This window comes from Arthrobacter sp. efr-133-R2A-120 (assembly GCF_030209835.1).
Classification (GTDB): Bacteria; Actinomycetota; Actinomycetes; order Actinomycetales; family Micrococcaceae; genus Arthrobacter.
In genome coordinates this window covers 18,810-42,869 of record NZ_JARVRF010000062.1, presented here as the reverse complement: position 1 = coordinate 42,869, position 24,060 = coordinate 18,810, and the positions used below count along the sequence as shown (strand labels likewise).

General features: G+C 64.7%; 23 protein-coding genes. 22 read left to right on the top strand and 1 reads right to left on the bottom strand.

Annotation, left to right across the window (positions count from 1 at the left end; all coding sequences use genetic code 11):
• Positions 1-29 precede the first annotated feature (29 nt).
• Entirely contained in the window at positions 30-626 is a 597-nt protein-coding gene (locus tag QRN52_RS21545) for an RsbRD N-terminal domain-containing protein (protein ID WP_502869741.1), read from the top strand.
• Between the two features lie 12 nt (positions 627-638).
• Here the strand turns inward: QRN52_RS21545 and QRN52_RS21540 are convergent, their stop codons facing one another.
• Positions 639-1,316 (bottom strand): acVLRF1 family peptidyl-tRNA hydrolase, encoded by a 678-nt coding sequence (locus QRN52_RS21540; protein ID WP_284755696.1) that lies wholly within the window; start codon positions 1,314-1,316, stop codon positions 639-641.
• A gap of 41 nt (positions 1,317-1,357) precedes the next feature.
• Here QRN52_RS21540 and QRN52_RS21535 point away from each other — a divergent pair, with 41 nt between their 5' ends.
• From QRN52_RS21535 to pyrF, 21 genes are all read left to right on the top strand, one after another.
• A complete protein-coding gene (locus tag QRN52_RS21535) occupies positions 1,358-2,839 on the top strand; it encodes a replication-associated recombination protein A (RefSeq protein WP_284755694.1) in 1,482 nt (493 codons plus the stop codon).
• 170 nt (positions 2,840-3,009) lie between these two features.
• Complete coding sequence (gene rpsD, locus QRN52_RS21530; RefSeq protein ID WP_028267147.1) at positions 3,010-3,630, top strand: 30S ribosomal protein S4; 621 nt, start codon at positions 3,010-3,012, stop codon at positions 3,628-3,630.
• Positions 3,631-3,779: 149 nt separating this feature from the next.
• Positions 3,780-4,154 carry a DUF948 domain-containing protein gene (locus tag QRN52_RS21525; RefSeq protein ID WP_059389201.1) on the top strand — a complete coding sequence of 125 codons (375 nt, stop codon included), beginning with the start codon at positions 3,780-3,782 and terminating at the stop codon, positions 4,152-4,154.
• Positions 4,155-4,212: 58 nt separating this feature from the next.
• A complete protein-coding gene (locus QRN52_RS21520) occupies positions 4,213-4,425 on the top strand; it encodes a hypothetical protein (RefSeq protein ID WP_284755711.1) in 213 nt (70 codons plus the stop codon).
• A gap of 130 nt (positions 4,426-4,555) precedes the next feature.
• On the top strand, positions 4,556-7,234 hold the full coding sequence (alaS, locus tag QRN52_RS21515) for an alanine--tRNA ligase (protein WP_284755690.1): 2,679 nt from the start codon (positions 4,556-4,558) through the stop codon (positions 7,232-7,234).
• A 2-nt stretch (positions 7,235-7,236) separates the two neighbouring features.
• Entirely contained in the window at positions 7,237-7,824 is a 588-nt protein-coding gene (gene ruvX, locus QRN52_RS21510) for a Holliday junction resolvase RuvX (protein WP_284755688.1), read from the top strand.
• Positions 7,824-9,509, top strand: coding sequence for an endolytic transglycosylase MltG (gene mltG, locus QRN52_RS21505; RefSeq protein ID WP_284755687.1), 1,686 nt, complete (start codon positions 7,824-7,826; stop codon positions 9,507-9,509). The genes ruvX and mltG overlap by 1 nt, the downstream gene beginning before the upstream one ends.
• Positions 9,506-10,390, top strand: coding sequence for a shikimate dehydrogenase (locus QRN52_RS21500; protein ID WP_284755686.1), 885 nt, complete (start codon positions 9,506-9,508; stop codon positions 10,388-10,390). The genes mltG and QRN52_RS21500 overlap by 4 nt, the downstream gene beginning before the upstream one ends.
• 29 nt (positions 10,391-10,419) lie before the next feature.
• Positions 10,420-11,619: a chorismate synthase gene (gene aroC / locus QRN52_RS21495; RefSeq protein WP_284755685.1), complete on the top strand. Its 1,200-nt coding sequence runs from the start codon at positions 10,420-10,422 to the stop codon at positions 11,617-11,619.
• Complete coding sequence (locus QRN52_RS21490; RefSeq protein WP_284755683.1) at positions 11,619-12,185, top strand: shikimate kinase; 567 nt, start codon at positions 11,619-11,621, stop codon at positions 12,183-12,185. Before aroC ends, QRN52_RS21490 begins: the two co-directional genes overlap by 1 nt.
• Positions 12,182-13,273, top strand: coding sequence for a 3-dehydroquinate synthase (aroB, locus tag QRN52_RS21485; RefSeq protein ID WP_269992120.1), 1,092 nt, complete (start codon positions 12,182-12,184; stop codon positions 13,271-13,273). Before QRN52_RS21490 ends, aroB begins: the two co-directional genes overlap by 4 nt.
• Positions 13,270-13,791 (top strand): tetratricopeptide repeat protein, encoded by a 522-nt coding sequence (locus QRN52_RS21480; RefSeq protein WP_284755680.1) that lies wholly within the window; start codon positions 13,270-13,272, stop codon positions 13,789-13,791. The genes aroB and QRN52_RS21480 overlap by 4 nt, the downstream gene beginning before the upstream one ends.
• 156 nt (positions 13,792-13,947) lie before the next feature.
• Positions 13,948-14,511: an elongation factor P gene (gene efp, locus QRN52_RS21475; protein WP_028267136.1), complete on the top strand. Its 564-nt coding sequence runs from the start codon at positions 13,948-13,950 to the stop codon at positions 14,509-14,511.
• A complete protein-coding gene (gene nusB / locus QRN52_RS21470) occupies positions 14,511-14,921 on the top strand; it encodes a transcription antitermination factor NusB (protein ID WP_284755679.1) in 411 nt (136 codons plus the stop codon). Before efp ends, nusB begins: the two co-directional genes overlap by 1 nt.
• 197 nt (positions 14,922-15,118) lie before the next feature.
• Positions 15,119-15,700, top strand: coding sequence for a bifunctional pyr operon transcriptional regulator/uracil phosphoribosyltransferase PyrR (pyrR, locus tag QRN52_RS21465; protein WP_284755677.1), 582 nt, complete (start codon positions 15,119-15,121; stop codon positions 15,698-15,700).
• Positions 15,697-16,710 carry an aspartate carbamoyltransferase catalytic subunit gene (locus QRN52_RS21460; RefSeq protein WP_284755675.1) on the top strand — a complete coding sequence of 338 codons (1,014 nt, stop codon included), beginning with the start codon at positions 15,697-15,699 and terminating at the stop codon, positions 16,708-16,710. Before pyrR ends, QRN52_RS21460 begins: the two co-directional genes overlap by 4 nt.
• Positions 16,710-18,056: a dihydroorotase gene (locus tag QRN52_RS21455; RefSeq protein ID WP_284755674.1), complete on the top strand. Its 1,347-nt coding sequence runs from the start codon at positions 16,710-16,712 to the stop codon at positions 18,054-18,056. The genes QRN52_RS21460 and QRN52_RS21455 overlap by 1 nt, the downstream gene beginning before the upstream one ends.
• Positions 18,056-18,577, top strand: a complete 522-nt coding sequence (locus QRN52_RS21450; RefSeq protein WP_284755672.1) for a PH-like domain-containing protein — start codon at positions 18,056-18,058, stop codon at positions 18,575-18,577. Before QRN52_RS21455 ends, QRN52_RS21450 begins: the two co-directional genes overlap by 1 nt.
• Entirely contained in the window at positions 18,558-19,835 is a 1,278-nt protein-coding gene (gene carA, locus QRN52_RS21445; protein WP_284755670.1) for a glutamine-hydrolyzing carbamoyl-phosphate synthase small subunit, read from the top strand. Before QRN52_RS21450 ends, carA begins: the two co-directional genes overlap by 20 nt.
• Positions 19,835-23,155 (top strand): carbamoyl-phosphate synthase large subunit, encoded by a 3,321-nt coding sequence (carB, locus tag QRN52_RS21440; RefSeq protein ID WP_284755669.1) that lies wholly within the window; start codon positions 19,835-19,837, stop codon positions 23,153-23,155. Before carA ends, carB begins: the two co-directional genes overlap by 1 nt.
• Entirely contained in the window at positions 23,148-24,014 is an 867-nt protein-coding gene (gene pyrF, locus QRN52_RS21435; RefSeq protein WP_284755667.1) for an orotidine-5'-phosphate decarboxylase, read from the top strand. The genes carB and pyrF overlap by 8 nt, the downstream gene beginning before the upstream one ends.
• Positions 24,015-24,060: the final 46 nt, after the last annotated feature.

The following is a 24,060-nucleotide window of genomic DNA, read 5'->3' as shown; positions in this document are numbered from 1 at the left end:
AACGGCAAGAGCTTCTCCTTCAGGCTTTCCTGCACACAGGTGCACGCCGGGACCCTCCTGACCGGCTGCACACAACCGCCAGGTCACCGCGGACCTTCGCCGCAGCAGCCACGATTCCTTGGTGGCCATTCTCGGCGTGCTGCGGGGACGGGGGAGCCACCATGGACGCCCTCGAGTCCATCGCCGCAGAGTTGAGCAAGCGTCGCGCAAGGCAAGGCCTCCCCTTGGACAGCCTGGTGCGCGCCATCAGGTTGGACTTTTCCGTCGTGTGGGATGCATTGTCCGCATCCGCCCTGGCGGTGGATCCGGCGCTGCTGGTCAGCAGGACTGAACTCGTCTGGCCCACAGTGGACACCTTTGCCTCACGCGTCCAGGCGCGGTACGTCGCAGAACTGGAGGATATCGAGCGGGCCAACGCCGATCTCCAGCACCAGTACCTCTCGCAACTCCTGGCCCCCAGGGAACCGTCGGAATCGGACCTTGCCCGGATCGCCGGAGCCCTGCGCGTCGACGTCGGCGCACCCCTTGTAGCGGCGGTCAGCAGGGAAGATACCGGCTGGCGACGTTCGAACGGTACACCGGGCTGGACCTTCAGAACCCTACCGATCTTGCGTTGGCGGTGCTAGCCCTGCGCACCCCTACAGCGGATCCGTGACCTCGATCCGCACGGCGCACGCGTCTGCCGCAGCCTTGCGAAGCACGGTCGCGTTGGGGTCGGCGACCGCGAGGAACGCGAGCCTTTTCCGCGAGGTGTATTCCTTCAGCGCCGCCTCCTCCAGGACCGCCGCAGAGAGCGCGGCGTCTCCGCCCAGAACGAGATATTCAATACTGTGTCCGGCGAATACAGCGGCGGCATAACCGGCCACGGCTTCCGTCAGTGCGTTTGCCTGGTTTTCGCGACGACGGGCAAAACGCTGCTGCGACGATCCTCCTGCCGACGAGCGTGACTGTACATAGCGGGAACCCGATTTGGACGCAGACACTTTGCCGCCGCTCACGACCCCCACCGCGTAGCCACCCCGGCGCACCAGGATGATTCCGAGCCGCCGTTCCTGTGAAGCAAGGGACGCCAAACGCTCAACGGTGGTTGCGCCCTTGCCCGGCCGTCCATCGACGGGCCAGGGGGCTCTCAATAGCGCGGTAGCGCCGTCAGCCGCCCGCAGGAGGGTACCGCCGTCGTCGGGCTCTTCCTCAACGGTGCCATGGCTCGCGGCGAAGCGCTCCACCCAGCCGGTCAACCGCGGACCAGGGATGAAGGCGGTGCGCGCCGCTCCAAGCGGCTGCTTTTCGCCGGGGGCGGATGGCCGGGTCTCCACGTCGATGTCTCCTTAACTGGAATCATGAGTAGCCTATCCATGTGGAAGATCTCTTTGGTGCCGACGCGGACAACGACGACGACGCCGGCGGCAAAGCGGCGGATTCGGACCGTTCCGGTGATGAGCGTGCGGGCACGGTACGTCGGGCGTCGCCGCGGAGCCCTTTGGCTGTCCGCATGAGGCCCCGGACGCTCGACGACGTTGTGGGCCAGCAGCATTTGCTGGGCCAGGGTTCTCCTTTGCGGCAGCTTGCCGCAGGGGCCGACGCCGCCGGTCCTGCCGGTCCGAGCTCGGTCATCTTGTGGGGACCTCCAGGTACGGGCAAGACGACGCTGGCGCACGTCATCGCCCGCGGACCAGGCCGGAAGTTCGTTGAATTGTCCGCTATTACTGCGGGCGTCAAGGACGTCCGCCTGGTCATGGAAAATGCCTTGACTGCCCGGGATCTCTACCGGACCACCACTGTGCTGTTCCTGGATGAGATCCACCGCTTCAACAAAGCCCAGCAGGACGCCCTGCTGCCTGGCGTCGAGAACCGCTGGGTGGTACTGGTCGCAGCCACCACCGAAAACCCCGCGTTCTCGGTGGTCTCGCCGCTGCTCTCCCGGTCACTGCTGCTTACCCTGAAACCGCTCACCGACAGCGACATCGAGGCGCTCTTGCAACGCGCTGTTGCCGATGCCCGCGGCTTGGCAGGGGGAGTGGAGCTCACCCCTGAAGCGCTCGAGCATTTGGTCCGCTTGTCCGGGGGAGATGCCCGCCGCGCGCTCACCGCACTTGAGGCCGCCGCCGGCGTCGCCTACGGAGACCGGAACCACGACGGCGACGCTTCCGAAGACGCTTCTGAAGAGGAAGGGCTGGCCGGTGACGGCGCCCCGGAGGCTCCGGTCGTCGTCGAACTCCGCCACACGGAGCGGGCCCTCGATGTAGCCGCCGTCCGGTACGACCGCGCGGGCGACCAGCACTACGACGTCGCCAGTGCGTTCATCAAGTCGATCCGCGGCTCAGACGTCGATGCGGCCCTCCACTACCTGGCCCGCATGCTCGAAGCGGGGGAGGACCCCCGCTTCGTGGCCCGCCGGATTGTGATTTCGGCTGCCGAAGACATCGGCATGGCAGATCCGACGGCGTTGCAGACCGCCGTCGCCGCGGCCCAGGCGGTGCAGTTGATCGGCATGCCCGAGGGCCGGATCATCCTCGCCGAAGCCGTGGTGCATCTGGCGACGGCGCCCAAGTCCAATGCGGCCTATATGGGCATCAACAAGGCCATCGCCGATGTGCGTGCGGGGATGGGGGTCGGGATTCCGGCCCACTTGCGGGATGCGCATTACCAAGGAGCGAAGGGCCTCGGCCACGGCCAAGGCTATAAGTACGCGCACGATGCCCCGCACGGCGTGGCCACGCAGCAGTACGCTCCGGATGATTTGGTCGGCAGGGACTACTACGAACCCACGGCAAACGGTGCTGAACGGGATATTGCTCCCAGGCTCGAGCGGCTGCGCAGGATCATCCGGGGCAAGTAGGCGTCATGGTAGGCTAGATGCTTGTCTGGCAAGGCTCGGGCGCACAATCCATCAAAATCCAGGTTTTGATGCTGTGCCCTGCGCCCCGTAGCAAAAGGCAGCGGTTGGCCGATGCTCTCCCTCATGGAGGCCAGTAACACTGACACACCGCAGATATTGGAAGGACACAAGTGGCTAACAACACTCGTGCTCGCCGTACCGCACGCCTTTCGCGTGCACTCGGCATCGCTCTGACTCCCAAGGCCGCCAAGTACATGGAGCGCCGTCCGTACGGCCCCGGTGAGCATGGCCGTGCCCGCAAGAAGCAGGACTCTGACTACGCTGTACGTCTGCGCGAAAAGCAGCGTCTGCGCGCCCAGTACGGCATCCGCGAAGCCCAGATGACCCGTGCCTTCGAAGAAGCACGGCGCACCAAGGGCCTGACCGGTGAAAACCTGATCGAACTGCTCGAAATGCGTCTCGACGCACTCGTGCTGCGTGCCGGCTTCGCCCGCACCATCGCCCAGGCCCGCCAGCTGGTTGTGCACCGCCACATCCTCGTTGACGGCATCCGCGTGGACCGCCCGTCGTTCCGCGTTGCTGAAGGCCAGCTCATCCACGTTCACAGCCGCAGCGAAGTCATGGCTCCGTTCCAGGTTGCAGCTGCCGGCGCACACGTCCTGAACGTCGTTCCGGCTTACCTGGACGTCAAGATCGACGCCCTGCAGGCACGCCTGGTTCGTCGCCCGAAGCGCTCTGAGGTCCCCGTGACCTGCGAAGAGCAGCTCGTGGTCGAATTCTACGCTCGCTGATTTTCAGCAAGCACATACAAAGAAGCCCGTGGCACGCGCCGCGGGCTTCTTTGTATGTAAGGTACTTGGGGAAGCCACGCCGGGGGTGCCCGCGTCGAACTACATGGCGCACCAACGGCAAAGCAACAAATGCTAGGAGATGAGTGTCCATGACTGGTGGCGATATTGCAGGTCTGATCGCGGCCGGAGTTTTCGCGCTCCTTGTGGTGCTGCTCGCTGTGCCGATCCTCAAACTCGGGCGCGTCTTCGATGAGGTCCGCACCTCCATCCGCTCCTTGAGCGACGGAGCCACGCCCCTGATGGACGAGGTCACGGCGACGGTTTCCACCACAAACCAGCAGCTGAAAAAGGTGGATGGCATCACCTCCAACGTTTCCGACGCCTCCGCCAACATCTCTGCCTTGTCCTCACTGGTGGCTGCAACGGTCGGTTCGCCGCTCATCAAGGTGGCAGCGTTCAGCTATGGAGTGCGCTCGGCTTTTGCCGCCCGCCGCAAACCGGGCAGCGGCCGCCGCAGCCGCTGAATCCGTTCGTAAGTCACGATCTTCGTATGTCAGGAAAACTGTGAAAAGAATTGTCTGGATGGGGATCGGCGTGGCAATCGGAGTCATCGCCTTCCGCAAGATCACCCAAGCACAGGCCAATATTGGTCCCGACGGCCTGAACCGCGCCGTAGCGCGGCTGGCCGACGGCGTGTACGACTTCGCCGACGCCGTGCGCGCCGGAATGAATGAACGCGAAGTCGACCTCAGGGCCGCGCTCGGCATCGTAGAGTCCGACGCCGGCAGCCAGTAGCCGCCGCTAGTCACCGCGGTTCGCCCAAGCGGCCGTCAACAGGGCAGAATTAGAAGCTGCGGCAATGGCACATGCCAGAACCGCGCACAAACTCATGTGCAGTGAATTGAGAAGGGTAAGTAATCAGCTAATGAAGTCGCAGGAGATCACCAAACGCTGGGTGGACTTTTTTGTCAGCAAGGGCCATACCGCCGTCCCCTCCGCGTCGCTCGTATCCAGCGACCCTTCCCTGCTCTTCACTGTGGCCGGCATGGTTCCCTTCATTCCCTACCTGACCGCCCGTGAGGAACCGCCCTTCAACCGCGCCACGAGCGTCCAGAAATGCATCCGCACCGGCGACATCGAGGAAGTGGGCAAGACCGCCCGGCACGGGACGTTCTTCCAGATGTGCGGAAACTTCTCCTTCGGGGACTACTTCAAGGAAGACGCCATCAAGTTCGCCTTCGAACTGCTCACCAAGAGCGTCGACGACGGCGGCTACGGACTGGACGTCGAGCGCCTCTGGGTGACCGTCTACGAGGAAGACGACGAAGCCCAGGATCTGTGGCTCAAGAACACGGGCATTCCCGCCTCGCGCATCCAGCGGATGGGGAAGGCGGACAACTACTGGTCCACCGGGCAGCCCGGTCCTGCCGGTCCGTGCTCGGAAATCTACTACGACCGCGGCCCGGCCTATGGCGCCGAAGGCGGTCCCATCGCGGACGAAAACCGCTACGTCGAAATCTGGAACCTCGTGTTCATGCAGTACCAGATCGAGAACGTCCGCTCGAAGGTGGATTTCGACATCGTTGGCGAACTGCCCAAGAAGAACATCGATACCGGCCTCGGCATGGAGCGCCTCGCGATGATCCTGCAGGGTGTCGAGAACATGTACGAAACGGACCAGGTCCGTCCCGTCATCGACAAGGCCGCAGCCTTGTCCGGCAAGGAGTACACCTCTGCCGAATCCGCTGACGACCCGCACCACACGGACGACGTCCGGATGCGCGTCGTCGCCGACCACATCCGTTCGGCCCTCATGCTGATTTCCGACGGCGTGTCCCCGTCCAACGAAGGCCGCGGCTACGTCCTGCGCCGGCTGATCCGCCGTGCCGTCCGTGCCATGCGCCTCCTCGGGGTCGAAGAAGCTTGCCTCCCGCAATTGCTTCCGGCATCCCGCGACGCCATGAAGGGCGTCTACCCCGTCGTGGAGACCGATTTCGATCGCATCAGCCGCATCGCCTACGCCGAAGAAAAAGCCTTCCTGCGCACCATCGCTTCCGGCACCGCGCGCCTTGAAGAGGCCGTTGTGCTGTCCAAGGCTGCCGGCAAGCCGCTGTCCGGCGAGGATGCCTTCGCCCTGCACGACACCTACGGGTTCCCGATCGACCTCACCCTCGAAATGGCCGAGGAAGCCGGCCTGAAGGTCGACGAAGCCGAATTCCGCAGCCTCATGCTGGAACAGCGCCAGCGCGCCCAGGCGGATGCCAAGGCCAAGAAGGGTGGACACGCCGATGTCTCAGCCTTCCAGGAGCTCCTGGCTGAGGGCGAGACGGTCTTCACGGGCTACACCGAGCTGGAAGGCGAGGCGCGGGTCCGCGGCATCGTGAGCTCCGGGCGGCGTGTTGCCCACGCTTCCACGGGCGACGAAATCGAGCTCGTGCTCAACGAGACCCCGTTTTACGCAGAGGCCGGTGGCCAGTCCGCAGACAAGGGCCTCATCACCGGTGACGGCTTCGTCGTCGAGGTCCTCGACGTCCAGCGCCCGGTGAAGGGCCTGAGCGTCCACAAGGCGATCGTCCGCGAAGGCGAGATCGCCTCGGACGCTTTGGTGCGCGCCGCCGTCGACCGCGAACGCCGCCACGCCGCAGAGCAGGCCCACACGGGCACGCACATCGTGCACGCCGCCCTGCACCAGATCCTCGGCCCGGAAGCCACCCAGCGCGGATCCTTCAACAAGGCCGGTTACCTGCGTTTCGACTTCGCCTGGGGCGAGGGATTGAGTGCAGCCACGAAGTCCGAGATCGAAGAGGTCTCGAACATCGCCATCCGCAACAACTTCCGGGTGGACACCAAGGTCATGGGCCTCGCCGAGGCGAAAGCGCTCGGCGCCATGGCCCTCTTCGGCGAGAACTACGGCAGCGAAGTCCGCGTTGTGGAGATCGACGGCGCATGGTCGCGCGAACTCTGTGGTGGCACCCATGTGGCCAACACCTCCCTCATCGGGAGCCTGTCGCTGCTCGGCGAACAGTCCGTTGGTTCGGGAAACCGCCGCGTGGAGGCTTTCGTCGGCCTTGACGCCTTCCGGCACCTCGCAGCCGAGCGTGCCCTGGTCACCGAGCTCACGGAGATGCTCAAGGTCCCTTCGGGCCAGTTGGCCGACCGGATCTCCAGCACCTTGGCCAAGCTCAAGGCGACGGAAAAGGAACTCGACCGCCTCCGCAAGGAACAGCTGACCGCGGCCGCCGCGAACCTAGTCGCCACGGCCCAGGATGCCGCAGGCGTCCGGGTAGTGGCGCACGACGCCGGCCAGGTCGGGGGAGCGGACGACCTCCGCAGCCTCGCCATGGACTTGCGCAACCGGCTCGGCTCCGACGCTTCCACGGTTGCCGTGGCCGGTGTCAGCAACGACCGTCCCGTCATCATCGTGGCCACCAACGAGGCCGCGCGTGAAGCGGGCGTCAAGGCAGGCGCCCTCGTTCGGGTTGCTGCAGGAATCCTCGGCGGCGGCGGCGGTGGCAAGGACGACGTCGCGCAGGGCGGCGGAACCGACGCCGCGAAGATCGCACCGGCCCTCGCGGCCGTTGTGGACGCGATCGCCAAGCGCTGATCTTGGAGGCCATTGCGAGCAACGACGACTACCCCCGGGGCATCAAACTGGGGGTAGACGTCGGCACCGTCCGTGTGGGAGTTGCCGTCTGTGATCCGGACGGGATCCTGGCAACGCCGTTCAAGACGGTGAGCCGGGACGCCAAGAAGAATTCCGACATCGGGGTCATTGTCCGGCAGGTCGCGGAGCTCGGCGTAGTCCAGATTTTCGTCGGCCTGCCGCGCACGATGAAGGGTGAAGAACATTCTTCTGCGGTCATGGCTACGGACTACGCGGAGTTGCTGGCAGCCCACTTGCAGCGCCGTGGACTCGACGTTCCAGTCAACATGGTGGACGAGCGGCTCAGTACCGTGACGGCCCACCGCAATCTCCATGAAGCTGGCATGAGCAGCAAGGATCATCGTAAAGTGGTGGATCAGGTTGCCGCTGCCGGAATTCTGCAGCACGCGATCGACATGCAAAAAGCCAGAGGTGCAGATGTGGGCAGGCGCGTGCAGGCGCCTATGCCACCCCAACACATTGACGGTGCCAGTGCGCCGCTGCCGGCCTCCGGCATTGATCCACACTCTCCAACGAGGGGAAGACAATAGTGAGCCCGGTCAACAACGACCCCTCCAACGACGCAGCAGAAGACCGCACCAGGCCTCTGACGCGTCGTGAAATCCGTGCCAGGGAACGTTTCCTGGAGACGCAGAACCAGGAGGTACTGCCACCGCCTGTGCCTGTCCACTTTGAACCTGTCGCAGTTCCGAAGCCACAGCCTGCATACGTCCCGGACTACGCGCCGGCAGCCCCGGGAGCGACCACCCACGCCGCTGACTTCCACGACGACGGCATCCACGGCGAAACAGTCCAGCCCCAAGAGGACCTGCAGCAGCAGCCTGACGTCCTCCGGCAGCCCATTGACACGGCGCAGCCCATTGACACGGCGCAGCCCATTGACAGAGTGCAGCCCATTGACACAGTGCAGCCAGACGTCGAGCACTACGACGTCGCGCACCCCGACGCCGTAGATCATCACGCCATCGACCACGATGCTATGCACGATGAACCCGTTCACAGCTACGACGTCGCACACGGTGACGAATTCCACGAGCTGCATGCCCATGACGAAGGTTATGAGCACCATGATCCCCAGTTCGACTACGAGGTCCATGACGGGCACGCCGCCCACGACCTCATGGCAGCCGCGACTCCGGCGCCAAAGGTCCCCTCGAAGAAGGTCCGCAGGCGCCGCCGTCTTGTCGCGCTCCTGCTCACCCTCACCGTGTTCGTCGCAGCGGTCGCTGTTGGGGCGCAGTTCCTGAAGCCATTGCTCGGGATGGACAAGGTCAGCGACTACCCTGGCCCGGGTACCGGCTCGGTCACCATCACTGTGGCCCCGGGCTCCGGCCCCAAGCTGGTCGCGACCAACCTCCAGAGCCAGCACGTCATCGCCGACGCCGATTCTTTCGTGGCGGCCTTCACTGCTGCAGGGGGTGAACTCTCACCGGGTGATTTCACTTTCAAAACGGAAATGAAAAACTCCGATGCGGTGAATGTGCTCCTCGGCAAGGATTCTTCCAAGGTCATGTACTTCGCGCTGAGTGCGGGATTGCGCATCGGTGAATCCCTTGATGCGATCGCCAAGGGTTCGGGCATACCTTTGTCCGACTTGAAGGCGCTCAGTGATTCACCTGCCCAGTTTGGTGTCCCTGCCCCGGCAAAGAACCTGGAAGGCTTCCTGGCACCGGGTGAGTACCGTTTCCCCCTTGGAACCTCTGCCAAGGACATCCTCCAGAAGCTCGTCACGGCCACCACCGACGAGCTCAAGGCCCAGGGCGTCACGGATCCCGCGAAGCAATACCAGACCATCACGGTGGCCAGCATCGTGCAGGCTGAAGGCGGCCAGGCCGACTACGGCAACGTAGCAGGCGCCATCTACAACAGGCTCAAGCCGGGCAACACCGAGACGAACGGGCTCATCCAGTCGGATGCAACCGTTACCTACGGCCTGGGTACCAAGACTTTCCACTTGACCGATGCCCAGAAGGCTGACAAGAGCAATCCCTACAACACCTACGCCAACGTAGGCCTTCCTGTCGGCCCCATCGGTTCGCCCGGAAAGACGGCGATCGATGCCGCCGCCAAGCCGACAGCCAACAACTACCTCTACTGGGTGACCATCAACCTCGACACCAAGGAGACCAAGTTCTCCAGCACGTTGGCGGAACACTTGAAGTACGTTGACCAGTACAACGCGTGGTGTGCGGCCAACGCCGGACGGTGCGTGTGAGTAGACGTGCTGCCGTCCTGGGGCACCCCATCAGTCACTCGAAGTCACCGGAGCTCCACCGCGCGGCGTACGCGAAGCTCGGGCTCGACATCGAATACTCGGCGATCGACGTAACCGTCGAGCGGCTCCCGGCCTTCATGGCGGGACTCGAGGCCGGGGACCACTGGTGCGGTTTGTCCGTCACCATGCCCCTCAAGACCGCCATGGTGGACCAAGTCGACGAGGTCCGCGGAGCCGGCGCGTACTTGGGCGTCATCAACACGGTGGCTTTCGAAGCTACTGAGCAAGGCGTGCGGCGCGTCGGCCACAACACGGATGTGGCCGGCATCGTCGAAGCCGTGAGGAACGCAGGAGTCACTGAACGGCCGAACTCCGCGATCCTTGGCGGCGGAGGAACGTCCGCAGCGGCTATTGCGGCGCTCCGGGAACTCGGTTCGAAACACGTTGACGTCTTTGTGCGCGACGCCGGACGGGCCGCCGAGGCGAAAGCCGCGGCAGCCGCCGTCGGGCTTTCCATTCACCTCCGGCCGCTGGCCGAAGCTGCTGAAGCCATGTCGGGAGCCGATCTGGTGATCTCCACGCTTCCGCCGCGGGCGGCAGACGGCATTGCGACGCAGCTTGAGCAGCTTCCCGACGATGACAAGCTTCCCGACGACGACAAGCTTCCCGGCGCCACCGGCGTGCTGCTCGATGTCGCCTACGATCCTTGGCCCAGCCGCATTGCCGAAGCATGGCATTCGCGGGGCGGAGTGGTGGTTCCGGGGCTCGAGATGTTGCTCTATCAAGCCGTGGAGCAAATCCGGTTGTTTTCCGGAGCTGACGTCACCGCCGATGTCATAGATGTGATGTGTGACTCAGTCGGGCTTCCCCGGCGGGTCTAGTAAGGGCCTTACATGGCAGGATTGGATATATGTTGCGTTGGTTGACTGCCGGTGAATCCCATGGCCCGGCACTGCTCGGAATTATTGAAGGCGTCCCCGCCGGTGTTGAACTCACCAGCGAGGAAATACGTGACGCCTTGGCGCGTCGCCGTCTAGGCTATGGCCGCGGCGCCCGGATGAAGTTCGAGCAGGACGAAGTGAGCATCCTCGGCGGAGTCAGGCACGGCGTGACGCAGGGCGGCCCCGTCGCGATCCAGATCGGCAACACCGAATGGCCCAAATGGGAGCAGATCATGTCTGCCGACCCGGTTGACCCGGCGCTGCTCGCGGACCAGGCCCGCAACGCTCCCTTGACACGTCCGCGGCCCGGCCATGCAGACTTCACGGGCATGCAGAAGTACGGGTTCCCTGAGGCCCGCCCGGTCCTGGAACGCGCCAGCGCCCGGGAAACCGCCACGCGTGTTGCCTTGGGTACCGTCGCTTCGCAATTCCTGAAGCAGCTTGGGATTGAGCTCGTCAGCCACACTGTTTCCATCGCGAGCGTGACCGTGCCCGAAGGCCGCCCCCTGCCGGTGCCGTCCGACGTTCTGGCCCTCGATGCCGATCCTTTGCGTTGCTTCGATCGAGAAACCTCCGACGCCATGGTGGCGGAGGTTGACGCGGCACACAAGGAAGGCGAGACCCTCGGTGGTGTTGTCGAGGTTTTGGCCTACGGTCTTCCGCCGGGACTCGGCAGCTACGTGCACTGGGACCGTCGCCTCGACTCCCGCCTGGCTGCTGCCCTGATGGGCATCCAAGCGATCAAGGGCGTCGAAGTGGGCGATGGCTTCCTGACGGCGGCCCGCCGAGGCTCCGCCGCGCACGATGAAATCGTGAAGGACGAGACCGGCCGGATCGTCCGCAAGACCAACCGTGCCGGTGGCATTGAAGGTGGCATGAGCATCGGCGAGGTCCTGCGTGTCCGCGCCGCCATGAAGCCCATCGCCACCGTTCCGCGCGCGTTGAAGACCATTGACGTGAGCACTGGTGAGGCTGCCAAGGCGCATCACCAGCGCTCCGACGTCTGTGCCGTTCCGGCGGCCGGTGTCGTGGCTGAAGCCATGGTTGCCCTCGTGCTGGCCGAGGCCGTTGCTGAGAAGTTCGGCGGTGATTCGGTCGCCGAGACCGCCCGGAACCTTCGGGGTTACCTGGACAGCATTCCGGCAACCCTGGACTCGGTCGGCCACTAGTGGTCCGCAGTAGCTCGGGCGCCGGTTATGGGCGCGCGATCGCTTTGGTTGGGCCGATGGCCGTCGGTAAGTCGGTCATTGGCCAGCAGCTCGCCCAGCAATTGGGCGTGCCCTTCGTGGACACGGACGCCGTCATCGTTGAGCACCACGGCACGATCGCGGATATTTTCGCCGGTCGCGGAGAACATGCCTTCCGGGAGATCGAGGCCAGGACGGTGGCACGCGCCGTCGAAGCTGCGAACATCCACGGGGCGGTGGTTTCGCTTGGTGGTGGCGCAGTGCTCGATTCCGGCACGCAGCAGCTGCTGGGTGATTGCACCGTGATCTACCTCGAGTGCGACGCTGAGACTGTCGCCGAGCGCATCGCCCGCAACACGGGCCGGCCACTCCTGGCCGGCGACGCCATGGCTCGCTGGGAGACCCTTTTTGCCGCCCGGCGTCCTGTCTATGAACGCCTTGCAGACATCATCGTCGACGTCCGGTCCGGAACCGTGGCGGAAATCGCCCTCCACGTGGAGGAAAGACTGCGTGAATACGCGGCCTTGAAAGAGGAAGTGCAAAAGTGAGCAACGAAGCAACTGTCATCAAGGTCACTGGCCAGTCCGCCAACGAGAACTACGACGTCGTCGTCGGACGCGGCCTCTTGGAGACCCTTCCCGCGAAACTGGGGGAGCGCGTCAAGCGGGTCCTGGTGGTCCACCCGCGTGCCTTGCGCCTTACGGGCGATACGGTCCGCGCCGAACTTGAGGCTGCCGGATTCACCGCCCTCACCGCCGAGATCCCGGACGCCGAAGAAGGCAAGCACATCCAGGTTGCCGCCTTCTGCTGGCAAGTGCTTGGCCAGAACGACTTCACCCGCTCCGATGCCATTGTGGCGGTCGGCGGCGGCGCGGTCACCGACCTCGCCGGATTCGTCGCAGCCACGTGGCTGCGCGGCGTCAAGGTCATCCACATGCCCACGAGCCTCCTTGGCATGGTGGACGCGTCCGTGGGCGGCAAGACCGGCATCAACACGGCGGAAGGCAAGAACCTGGTGGGTTCCTTCCACCCGCCCGCGGCTGTCCTCGCGGACCTGGACACGCTTCAGACGCTGCCCAAGAACGAGTTGATCTCCGGAATGGCAGAGGTCATCAAATGCGGCTTCATTGCTGATCCGGCGATCTTGGAGCTAGTCGAAAACAAGCCGGAAGAGGTCACCGATCCAGGCTCGGCAGTGCTCCGTGAGCTTATCGAACGTGCGATCGCCGTCAAGGCGAAGGTGGTTTCCGAAGACCTCAAGGAATCCGGCTTGCGCGAAATCCTCAACTACGGGCACACACTCGGCCACGCGATCGAACTCGTGGAACGCTACTCGTGGCGGCACGGCGCCGCCGTTTCGGTCGGCATGATGTTCGCCGCAGAGCTCGCCCGCAGCGTCGGCCGGCTTTCCGACGTCGACGCCGACAGGCACCGCACCATCCTCGAGGGACTCGGGTTGCCGGTCACCTACCGCCGGGACCGCTGGCAGGGCCTGCTCGACGGCATGCGCCGTGACAAGAAGTCCCGCGGAGACCTCTTGCGTTTCGTGGTGCTCGACGGCGTCGCGAAGCCCGGGATCCTCGACGTTCCGGACACCTCGTTGCTCTTCGCTGCCTACCAGGAGATCGCATCATGACCACCGAGACCTTCAGCAGCATCAGTGACTGGCCCACGGGCGGGTTTCCCGGTGTGCGCACCAACCCGGACACCCTCCTGCCCGCCATCGTCAACGAGGAAGCCATGCAGTCCGCACTGGCCGAGTCCAGCGATCCCGCCGACCGCATCATGGCGCTCATGCTCGAAGGCCACCCGGGAGAAGCCGCAGAGCTGTTGGCCGAGGCGCGCTACAACGATCCCGAGTCGTTCAAATTGCGGATCTTCGAAGCCGAATTACACCGCGCCACCAACCGCTTTGACCGTGCCGTGGAGCTCTTTCGCCAGCTACTGGGCGAAGTCCACGGAACCGCCAAGGAACCGGTCGTCCACCAGTATCTGGGGAGGGCCCATTTTGTGGCCGGCAACCACGTCGCCGCGGCAGAGTCGTTTACCAAGGCCTTGGATCTGCGCGTCGCCTTGGCGGCTGACGCTTCCCTGATCTACTCCTCTGCTGTGGCCCTGCAACGCGCCCGGAACGTCCTCGAGTTCGCCTCCTGAGACAGGCGCGGGCTGGCACATCGCATTTTGCCGGTAGAATGGACTTTGGATTTTTGATAAATACGCGCTGGCGGCCGTCACGGCATGCCTGCTTGGCATAGTCGGCTGGAGCCAGAAGGCGTAGCTAGAACCAGTGAAAGAAACCAGAGGATACTAGTGGCAACCACAAATGACATCAAGAACGGAACCGTGCTGAAGCTCGAGGGCCAGCTCTGGAACATCATTGAGTTCCAGCACGTCAAGCCGGGCAAGGGCGGTGCGTTCGTGCGTACGAAGATGCGCAACGTCATGTCGGGCAAGGTGGTCGACAAGACCTTCAACGCCGGCCTCAAAATCGAAACTGCCACGGTTGACCGCCGCGACTACCAGTACCTGTACCAGGACGGCGCGGACTTCGTGTTCATGGACACCCAGGACTTCGACCAGATCACGGTTTCCGGCGCCACGGTAGGCGACGCCACCAACTTCATGCTGGAAAACCAGATGGTCAACATCGCCATCCACGAGGGCACTCCGCTCTACATCGAACTGCCGCCGAGCGTTGTCCTCGAAATCACCTACACCGAGCCGGGCCTGCAGGGCGACCGCTCCTCGGCTGGAACCAAGCCGGCTACCCTCGAGACCGGCTACGAGATCCAGGTGCCCCTGTTCGTTGAGAACAACACCAAGGTCAAGGTAGACACCCGCGACGGCAGCTACCTGGGCCGGGTCAACGACTAGTGAGCGCCCGTGGTAAGGCCCGTAACAGGGCCCTCGAAGTACTCTTCGAGGCGGAGCAGCGTTCCGCCTCCGCTTTCGAGGTCTTGAAGGCCCGCCGGGAAATGACCGACCTCGTGGTCAACCCATACACGTTGGACATCGTGGAGGGCGTGGTTGCCATGCAGCCCACAATCGACGAGTTCCTGCAGACCTACGCCCAGGGTTGGACCCTGGAGCGGATGCCGGCGGTCGATCGCATTATCCTGCGGATCGGCGCTTGGGAACTCCTCTACAACGACGACGTGCCGGACGGCGTGGCAGTCAGCGAAGCGGTAGCCCTGGCCAAGGTCATGTCCACCGACGAATCTCCTGCGTTCATCAACGGCCTCCTTGGCCGCTTGCAGACGCTGAAGCCTTCCCTGCTCGCTTAGGCGGCATCGTAAGCATACGAAGGGCCGGTGCCACGGGAAACCGCGGGCACCGGCCCTTCGCTTTAGCCGGGTGTGAGCAATAACGCACGGACCGGCCCTTGCCGGAAGCGGACAGGCCTCGCCCCTGTGGTAATTTTGAAGAGCAAATGTTCCTTTTTTAATTCCGTCCCGTGAGGCGGGGAAAGGGGAGACGAGCGATGACTGAAGTCACTGCGCCGGTGCCGTCCCGGGTTGTTCTCAACCACGCGGATATCGACCGTGCGCTCACTCGTATCGCCCACGAGATCCTCGAAGCCAACAAAGGTTCCCAGGATCTGGTTCTTTTGGGCATCCCGCGCCGCGGTTATCCGCTGGCCGTGCGGCTGGCAGGGAAAATCGCCGCCGCGGATCCATCCGTCAACGCCTCCGCAATTGTCGGTCAGCTGGATGTCACCATGTTCCGTGACGATCTTTCCCACCAGCCCGCCAGGCCTCCGTACCCCACCAAGCTGCCCTTGTCCGGCATCGACAACAAGGTTGTTGTCCTTATCGATGACGTCCTGTACTCCGGCCGCACCATCCGGGCAGCCCTGGACGCCATCATCGACCTCGGCAGGCCACGCATTGTCCGCCTGGCCGTCCTTGTGGACCGCGGGCACCGCGAACTGCCGATCCGCGCGGACCACGTCGGCAAGAACCTGCCCACGTCTTCTTCGGAAAAGGTCCGGGTCCACCTTGAAGAACTCGATTCGGTGGACGGTCAGCCCATCAATGAAGTAGTGATCGAGGCAGGCGCATGAAACACCTGCTCTCCACCGAGAACCTCAGCGCAACGAACGCCATCCGGATCCTGGACACCGCCGAAGAGATGGCCGCCGTAGGGGACCGGGAGGTCAAGAAACTCCCGGCCTTGCGGGGCCGCACCGTGGTCAACCTTTTCTTCGAGGACTCCACCCGCACCCGCATTTCCTTCGAGGCAGCGGCCAAGCGGCTGTCCGCCGACGTCATCAACTTCGCGGCCAAGGGTTCCTCGGTTTCGAAAGGCGAATCCCTCAAGGACACCGCGCAGACGCTCGCAGCCATGGGGGCCGATGCGGTAGTCATCCGCCACTGGGCTTCCGGGGCTCCGCACCGCTTGGCTGCCACCGACTGGATCGACGCAGCCGTCATCAACGCCGGTGACGGCACCCACGAACACCCCACGCAGGCTCTCCTGGACGCGTTCACGATGCGCCGACACTGGTCCAGGTTGCACGGTTCGGCATCCACCGGCGCGGACCTCACCGGCATGCGCGTCGCCATCGCCGGCGACGTCCTGCACTCCCGTGTCGCACGCTCGAACGTGTGGCTCCTGCGCACCCTTGGTGCGGAAGTAACCCTGGTGGCGCCGCCCACTTTGCTGCCGATCGGCGTCGAACACTGGCCTTGCAAGGTCAGTTACAACCTCGACGAGACCCTCGAGGCCGGGGTGGACGCCATGATGATGCTGCGCGTCCAAGGTGAGCGCATGAACGCTTCCTTCTTCCCCTCCACCCGCGAGTATTCGCGGCGCTGGGGCTTCGACGACGCCCGCTTGCGCGCCCTCGACGAACTCGGGCTCAAGGACACCATCATCATGCACCCCGGCCCCATGAACCGCGGACTGGAGATTTCTTCCGCTGCCGCCGATTCGCCGCGCTCCACGGTCCTGGCTCAGGTCCGGAACGGTGTTTCGGTCCGGATGGCCGCCCTGTACTTGCTGCTTTCGGGGGATTCCCGTGAAGCCGCCCCCATGCCGGGCACCGCCCGTTCCGATAAGGAGAGCAACTGATGACCGAGAGCGCAACAGGCACTTACTTGATCCGCGGTGCGGCCATCCTGGGTGGCGACGCCGAGGACCTGCTGATCCGCGACGGCGTCATCGCTGAGCGCGGCACCGGCCTTTCCGCCGAAGGTGCCACCGTGATCGAGGCCGCGGGCTTCGTGGCGCTTCCAGGCATGGTCGACATCCACACCCATTTGCGTGAACCTGGCCGCGAAGACGCGGAGACTGTTGAAACGGGTACCCGCGCGGCAGCCCTTGGCGGCTACACCGCGGTCCACGCCATGGCCAACAGCAACCCGGTGGCAGACACCGCCGGCGTCGTCGAGCAGGTCCACAGCCTGGGCCGTGCCTCCGGTTGGGTAGATGTGCGCCCGGTGGGTGCCGTCACGGTCGGGCTCGCCGGTGAGCAGCTCGCCGAACTCGGGGCCATGGCAGACTCCCGCGCCCAGGTCCGGGTCTTCTCCGACGACGGCATCTGCGTCCACGATCCCGTGCTGATGCGCCGCGCCCTGGAGTACGTCAAGGCGTTCGACGGCGTCGTCGCCCAGCACGCGCAGGAACCCCGCCTCACTGCGGGTGCCCAGATGAACGAGGGCACCGTCTCCGCGGTTCTCGGCCTGGCCGGGTGGCCCGCAGTCGCCGAGGAAAGCATCATCGCCCGGGACGTCCTCCTTGCCCAGCACGTCGGCTCGCGCCTGCACGTCTGCCACGTATCCACCGCCGGCTCGGTGGAGATCGTCCGTTGGGCCAAGGAACGTGGGATCAACGTCACCGCGGAGGTCACGCCCCACCACTTGTTGCTTACCGACGAACTCGTCCGCAGCTACGACCCCGTCTACAAAGTCAACCCGCCCCTGCGCACCGACGCGGATGTCCAGGCGCTCCGTGCCGGGCTCGCGGACGGCACGATCGACGTCGTCGGCACGGACCACGCCCCGCATCCAAGCGAGCACAAAGAGTGCGAGTGGGCCCAGGCGGCCATGGGCATGACGGGACTGGAGACTGCCTTGTCGGTAGTCCAGGAGACCATGATCGAAACCGGGCTCATGACGTGGGCAGACTTCGCCCGCGTCACATCCACCGTTCCCGCGGCCATTGGCCGTGTGGCGGATCAGGGACGTCCGCTCGAGGCCGGCGAGCCCGCGAACGTCATCCTGGTGGACCCGGCTGCCCGGTGGACGGTGGATCCGCATAAGATGGCGACCATGGGCCGGAACTCACCCTTCGCGGGCAAAGAGCTGCCGGGTGCCGTCGTCGCCACCTTCTTCAAGGGCCACCCGACGGTGCTGGACGGAAAGCTCAACACGCCGTACCGCTACGCAGCGGAGCCGGCCGGCGCCGGCAGCAACTGATGGACACCAAGATTGCTTCCCTGCTCGTCGTTGTGGTTCTCGCCGCGGTCGCGGCCGGACTCATTGCGATAGGTTGGCGCGGCAGGCTCAAGCGGCAGGCCGGCCTCGGGCAGCTTCCGGACGTACCTGAAACGCTCAGCCCGGCAGGCATTGTGGCTGAAGGGCAGTATGTGGCCACGACAACGGCGGGAGACTGGCTTGACCGGGTAGCCGTCCACGGGCTTGGCTTCCGCGGGAACGCGGAAATGAGCGTCCATCCGGAAGGCGTCCTCTTCGACCGGAAGGGGACCGCACCATTGTTCGTTCCGGCGGAAGCCGTGACCGATTACGGCAGCGCCAACGGCATGGCCGGCAAGTTCGTGGAGAAGGATGGACTCGTGACCTTGAGCTGGATGCTCGGAGAGCACGAACTCGATACCGGATTCAGGCCCAGGCGCGCCGCCGACAAGCAACCGCTCCTCGAAGCACTTCAAGAATTGATCTCTGCAGCCCCCCAGGCAGATGCCGATAGTGGAAAGTAACAAAGTGACGGATAGCAATGCAGTAGCAGGCAATACCAACCCAGCAGAGTCCTCAGCGGCAGTGCTGGTCCTCGAAGACGGCCGCACGTTCCGCGGCCGCAGCTACGGCGCCACGGGTGTGGCCCTGGGCGAGGCGGTCTTCGCCACCGGCATGACCGGCTACCAGGAAACCATTACGGACCCCTCCTACGCCCGCCAACTGGTGGTCCAGACGGCTCCGCACATCGGTAACACCGGAGTGAACAAGGAAGACGCCGAGTCCCGCCGCATCTGGGTGGCCGGCTACGTGGTCCGCGACGCCGCGCGCCGCCCCTCGAACTGGCGCTCGGAACGCAGCCTCGACGCAGAGCTCGTTGAACAGGGCATCGTCGGCATCCAGGCCGTGGACACCCGTGCCATCACCCGGCACCTGCGCGAGCACAAGACCATGCGAGCAGGAATCTTCTCCGGCGAGGCGGCCAAGGCAAGCGACAAGGAGCTCCTGGACACCGTCCTGGCCAGCGCACCCATGGAAGGCGCCCGTTTGGCCGAAGAAGTAAGCATCGACGAGGCATACGTCGTCGAACCCGCGGACCATGGCTGGGACGGCGAGCCGAAGTTCAGCATCGCCGCGATCGACCTTGGCATCAAGGCCATGACCCCGGTCCGCTTCGCCGAACGCGGCGTACGCGTCCACGTCCTGCCGGCCACCGCAACGCTTGAAGACGTCAAGGCAGTCAACCCTGACGGCTTCTTCATGTCCAACGGCCCCGGCGACCCCGCCACCGCGGATGCCCAGGTGAAGCTGCTCCGCTCCGTGCTCGATGAGAAGATGCCGTACTTCGGAATCTGCTTCGGCAACCAGATCCTGGGCCGGGCCCTCGGATTCGGTACCTACAAGCTCAAGTACGGCCACCGCGGGATCAACCAGCCGGTGATGGACCGCCGAACCGGCAAAGTCGAGATCACCTCGCAGAACCACGGCTTCGCCGTCGACGCTCCCATGGATGGCGCCACGATGGCTCCTGAAGAGCGCTTTGGCCGTGTGGAGGTCAGCCACGTGAGCCTCAACGACGACGTCGTCGAAGGACTCGCCTGCCTCGACATCCCGGCCTTCTCGGTCCAATACCACCCCGAAGCCGCAGCCGGGCCTCACGACGCCGCCTACCTCTTCGACCGCTTCATCGACCTGATGGAGAGCACGAAGAACGGCCAGGACGCCGCGCAGGCCGCCCACACTCAGACATCGAACTCCGCGAAGAACGAGGACAACAAGTAATGCCAAAGCGTACAGATCTCAAGAGCGTCCTCGTTATTGGTTCCGGCCCGATCGTCATCGGCCAGGCAGCCGAATTCGACTACTCGGGAACCCAGGCCCTGCGGGTGCTCAAAGAGGAGGGCCTGCGCGTCATCCTCGTGAACTCCAACCCGGCCACCATCATGACCGACCCCGAGTTCGCCGATGCCACCTACGTCGAGCCCATCACGCCCGAGGTGGTCGAAAAGATCATCGCCAAGGAGCGCCCGGACGCCGTCCTGCCCACCCTGGGTGGACAAACGGCCCTCAACACGGCCATCGCCCTGGACAAGAACGGTGTGCTCGAGAAGTACAACGTCGAACTCATCGGTGCCAACATCGCCGCGATCGAACTTGGCGAGGACCGCGAAAAGTTCAAGGGCGTCGTGGAACGCTGCGGCGCCGAGTCGGCCCGCAGCCACATCATCCACACGATGGATGAAGCGCTGACCGCGGCGGAAGACCTCGGCTACCCGATGGTTGTCCGTCCATCCTTCACCATGGGCGGCCTGGGCTCCGGCCTGGCGTACAACGAGGACGACCTGCGCCGCATCGTGGGCCAGGGCCTGCAGTACAGCCCCACCTCCGAGGTCCTGCTTGAAGAGAGCATCCTCGGCTGGAAAGAATACGAGCTCGAGATGATGCGCGACAAGAACGACAATGTCGTTGTTGTGTGCTCCATCGAGAACTTCGATCCGGTGGGTGTCCACACAGGCGATTCCATCACCGTAGCCCCGGCCCTGACCCTGACCGACCGCGAATACCAGCGGCTGCGCGATATCTCCATCGCCGTCATCCGCGAAGTCGGCGTCGACACCGGTGGCTGCAACATCCAGTTCGCCATCGAGCCGGACACGGGACGCGTCGTCGTCATCGAAATGAACCCGCGTGTTTCGCGTTCCTCGGCGCTGGCTTCCAAGGCCACCGGCTTCGCGATCGCCAAGATCGCCACCAAGCTCTCCCTGGGCTACACCCTGGACGAGATCCCCAACGACATCACGCAGAAGACGCCGGCATCGTTCGAGCCGACGCTCGACTACGTCGTCGTCAAGGTTCCGCGCTTCGCGTTCGAGAAGTTCCCGGCCGCGGACAACACGCTGACCACCACCATGAAGTCCGTCGGCGAAGCCATGGCGATGGGCCGCAACTTCACGGAGGCCCTGCAGAAGGCCCTTCGCTCCCTTGAGCAGAAGGGCTCGCAGCTGGACTTCAGCCACGTTCCCGAATGGGAAGTTCCGGAACTCATCGAGAAGTCCAAGCGCCCGACGACGGACCGCCTCCACCAGGTCCAGCGCGCCCTGCTCGGCGGCGCTTCGGTCGAGGAGCTCTACGCAGCCACCAAGATCGATCCGTGGTTCCTGGACCAGCTGCAGCTGCTCAACGAGATGTCCCACGAGATCCGCAAAGCCGGTGCCCTGACGGAAAACATGCTCCGCAACGCCAAGCGCCACGGTTTCTCTGATGAGCAGATCGGTGCCTTGACGCACAACCCGGAGGCCGTTGTCCGCGGCGTCCGGCAGGCCCTGGGCATCCGTCCGGTCTACAAGACGGTGGACACCTGTGCCGCCGAATTCGCCGCGTACACCCCGTACCACTACTCGGCATATGACGAGGAGGATGAGGTCGGCCTGCACTCCAAGCCGTCCGTCATCATCCTGGGTTCGGGCCCCAACCGCATCGGCCAGGGCATCGAGTTCGACTACTCGTGCGTCCACGCTTCCATGGCGTTGCGCAAGGCTGGCTACGAGACCGTCATGGTCAACTGCAACCCGGAAACGGTCTCCACGGACTACGACGTCTCCACGCGCCTCTACTTCGAACCGTTGACACTCGAGGACGTCCTCGAGGTCATCGCGGCAGAGGAGCGCACGGGCGGTGTCATGGGCGTGTTCGTACAGCTCGGCGGCCAGACCCCGCTCAAGCTCGCACAGCAATTGGCAGACGCCGGTGTGCCGATCCTGGGTACGTCCCCGGAAGCTATCGACCTTGCCGAGCACCGCGGCATGTTCTCCCGCGTGCTTGACCAGGCCGGACTGATCTCCCCGAAGAACGGCACCGCCGTGTCCTTCGAGGACGCCAAGAAGATCGCTGACGAAATCGGCTACCCGGTCCTCGTCCGTCCGTCCTACGTACTGGGCGGCCGCGGCATGGAAATCGTCTACGACGAGGCCAACCTCTCGCGCTACATCGCCAACGCCACGGAAATCACCCCGGACCACCCGGTACTGATCGACCGGTTCCTCGAGGACGCCGTCGAAATCGACGTCGACGCGCTCTTCGACGGCACGGACATGTACCTCGGCGGCATCATGGAACACATCGAGGAAGCCGGCATTCACTCCGGTGACTCCGCTTGCGTCCTGCCTCCGATCACCCTCGGCAGCAACGTGATCGAACGCGTCCGCACCGCCACCCGGGCCATCGCCGAAGGCGTCGGCGTCCGTGGCCTCATCAACATCCAGTTCGCGCTGGCGTCCGACGTGCTCTACGTGCTCGAGGCCAACCCGCGCGCTTCCCGCACCGTTCCGTTCGTCTCCAAGGCAACGGGCGTGCAAATGGCCAAGGCCGCGGCCCTGATCGGTACCGGCGTCACCATCAACCAGTTGCGCAGCGCCTACAAGATGCTGCCGGAGACGGGCGACGGTTCAACCCTGCCGCTCGACGCGCCTGTTGCCGTAAAGGAAGCCGTGCTCCCGTTCAGCCGGTTCCGGACCCCGGAAGGCAAGGTAGTGGACTCACTGCTCGGCCCGGAAATGCGCTCCACGGGTGAGGTCATGGGCATCGATAAGCACTTCGACACCGCTTTCGCCAAGAGCCAGGCCGCGGCCAACAACGCGCTGCCCACCGAAGGCAAGATCTTCGTATCTGTCGCCAACCGCGACAAGCGCTCGGTGATCATGGGCGTCAAGCGCTTGTCCGATCTCGGGTTCGAGATCGTCTCCACGGGCGGCACCGCGGATGTCCTGCGCCGTAACGGCATCCAGGCCACCCCGGTCCGCAAGGTCGCGGAAGGCAGCAGCGCCGAAGGCGAAGGCACCATCGCCGACCTCATCATCGCCGGCGAGATCGACATGGTCTTCAACACGCCTTCCGGCGGCGAAGCCCGCAGCGACGGCTACGAACTCCGCGCTGCCGCTACGTCAATCGGCATCCCCTGCATCACCACTGTTGCGGAGTTCAACGCCGCCGTGCAGGCCATCGAGGCGCTGCGCACCTACGAATGGTCGGTGACGAGCCTGCAGGAGCACGCTGCCGCGCTGTCAGCTTCGCAGGCCGCGGCAGCCGAGGCCATCAATGCCTGAGTCTGCCGCAGCCGGGCAGCAGGGACGGGAGCCGTTCGGTTCCCGCCTGGCTGCCGCGATGGCCGCCCGGGGCCCCTTGTGCGTCGGCATTGACCCGCACCCGGGGTTGCTGGCGGACTGGGGATTGAACGACGACGTCGCCGGCCTGGAGCGCTTTTCGCTCACCGTCGTGGAGGCCGTGGCGACGCTCGCTGCCGCGGTCAAGCCGCAGGTGGCGCTCTATGAGCGCCACGGCTCTGCAGGAATGGCGGTCTTGGAGCGGACCCTTGAGGCCGCATCCGATGCCGGAGTACTGAGTATCGCCGATGCCAAGCGGGGAGACATTGGCTCCACGATGGCTGCCTATGCCGACGCCTGGCTACGGGATGGTTCCGCCTTGGCCGCAGACTCGGTGACGCTGAGCCCGTACCTCGGCTTCGAGTCGCTGCGTCCGGCGCTCGACCTCGCGGCGGAGTCCGGCCGTGGTGTTTTCGTGCTCGCCCTGACGTCCAACCCCGAGGGCAAGTCCGTGCAGCACGTTGGCGGTTCGGAATCGGTGGCTCGGCGGATCGCCGAGTCAGCGGCCGATGAGAACCGCCGCTACTCCGGCACCATGGGGTCCGTCGGTCTCGTGGTGGGTGCCACGATCGGCACCGCCTTGGTGGACCTTGGCTTGGACCTCGACGCCGTTCGTGGGCCCATCCTGGCACCCGGGCTGGGCGCGCAAGGAGCTACGCCGGCGGATCTGCGTGCCACTTTCGCCGCGGCATACCCGGCGGTCCTGGCAACCTCGAGCCGCGGAATCCTCGCGGCTGGTCCAACGATTGCCGGGCTCCGCTCTGCCACTGAGGCAACCCGCGACGGCTTGCTGGAAGGCTGAGCCTGATGTTGGTGGCTCCAATGCATTGCGCTGCGTGCTGACCACA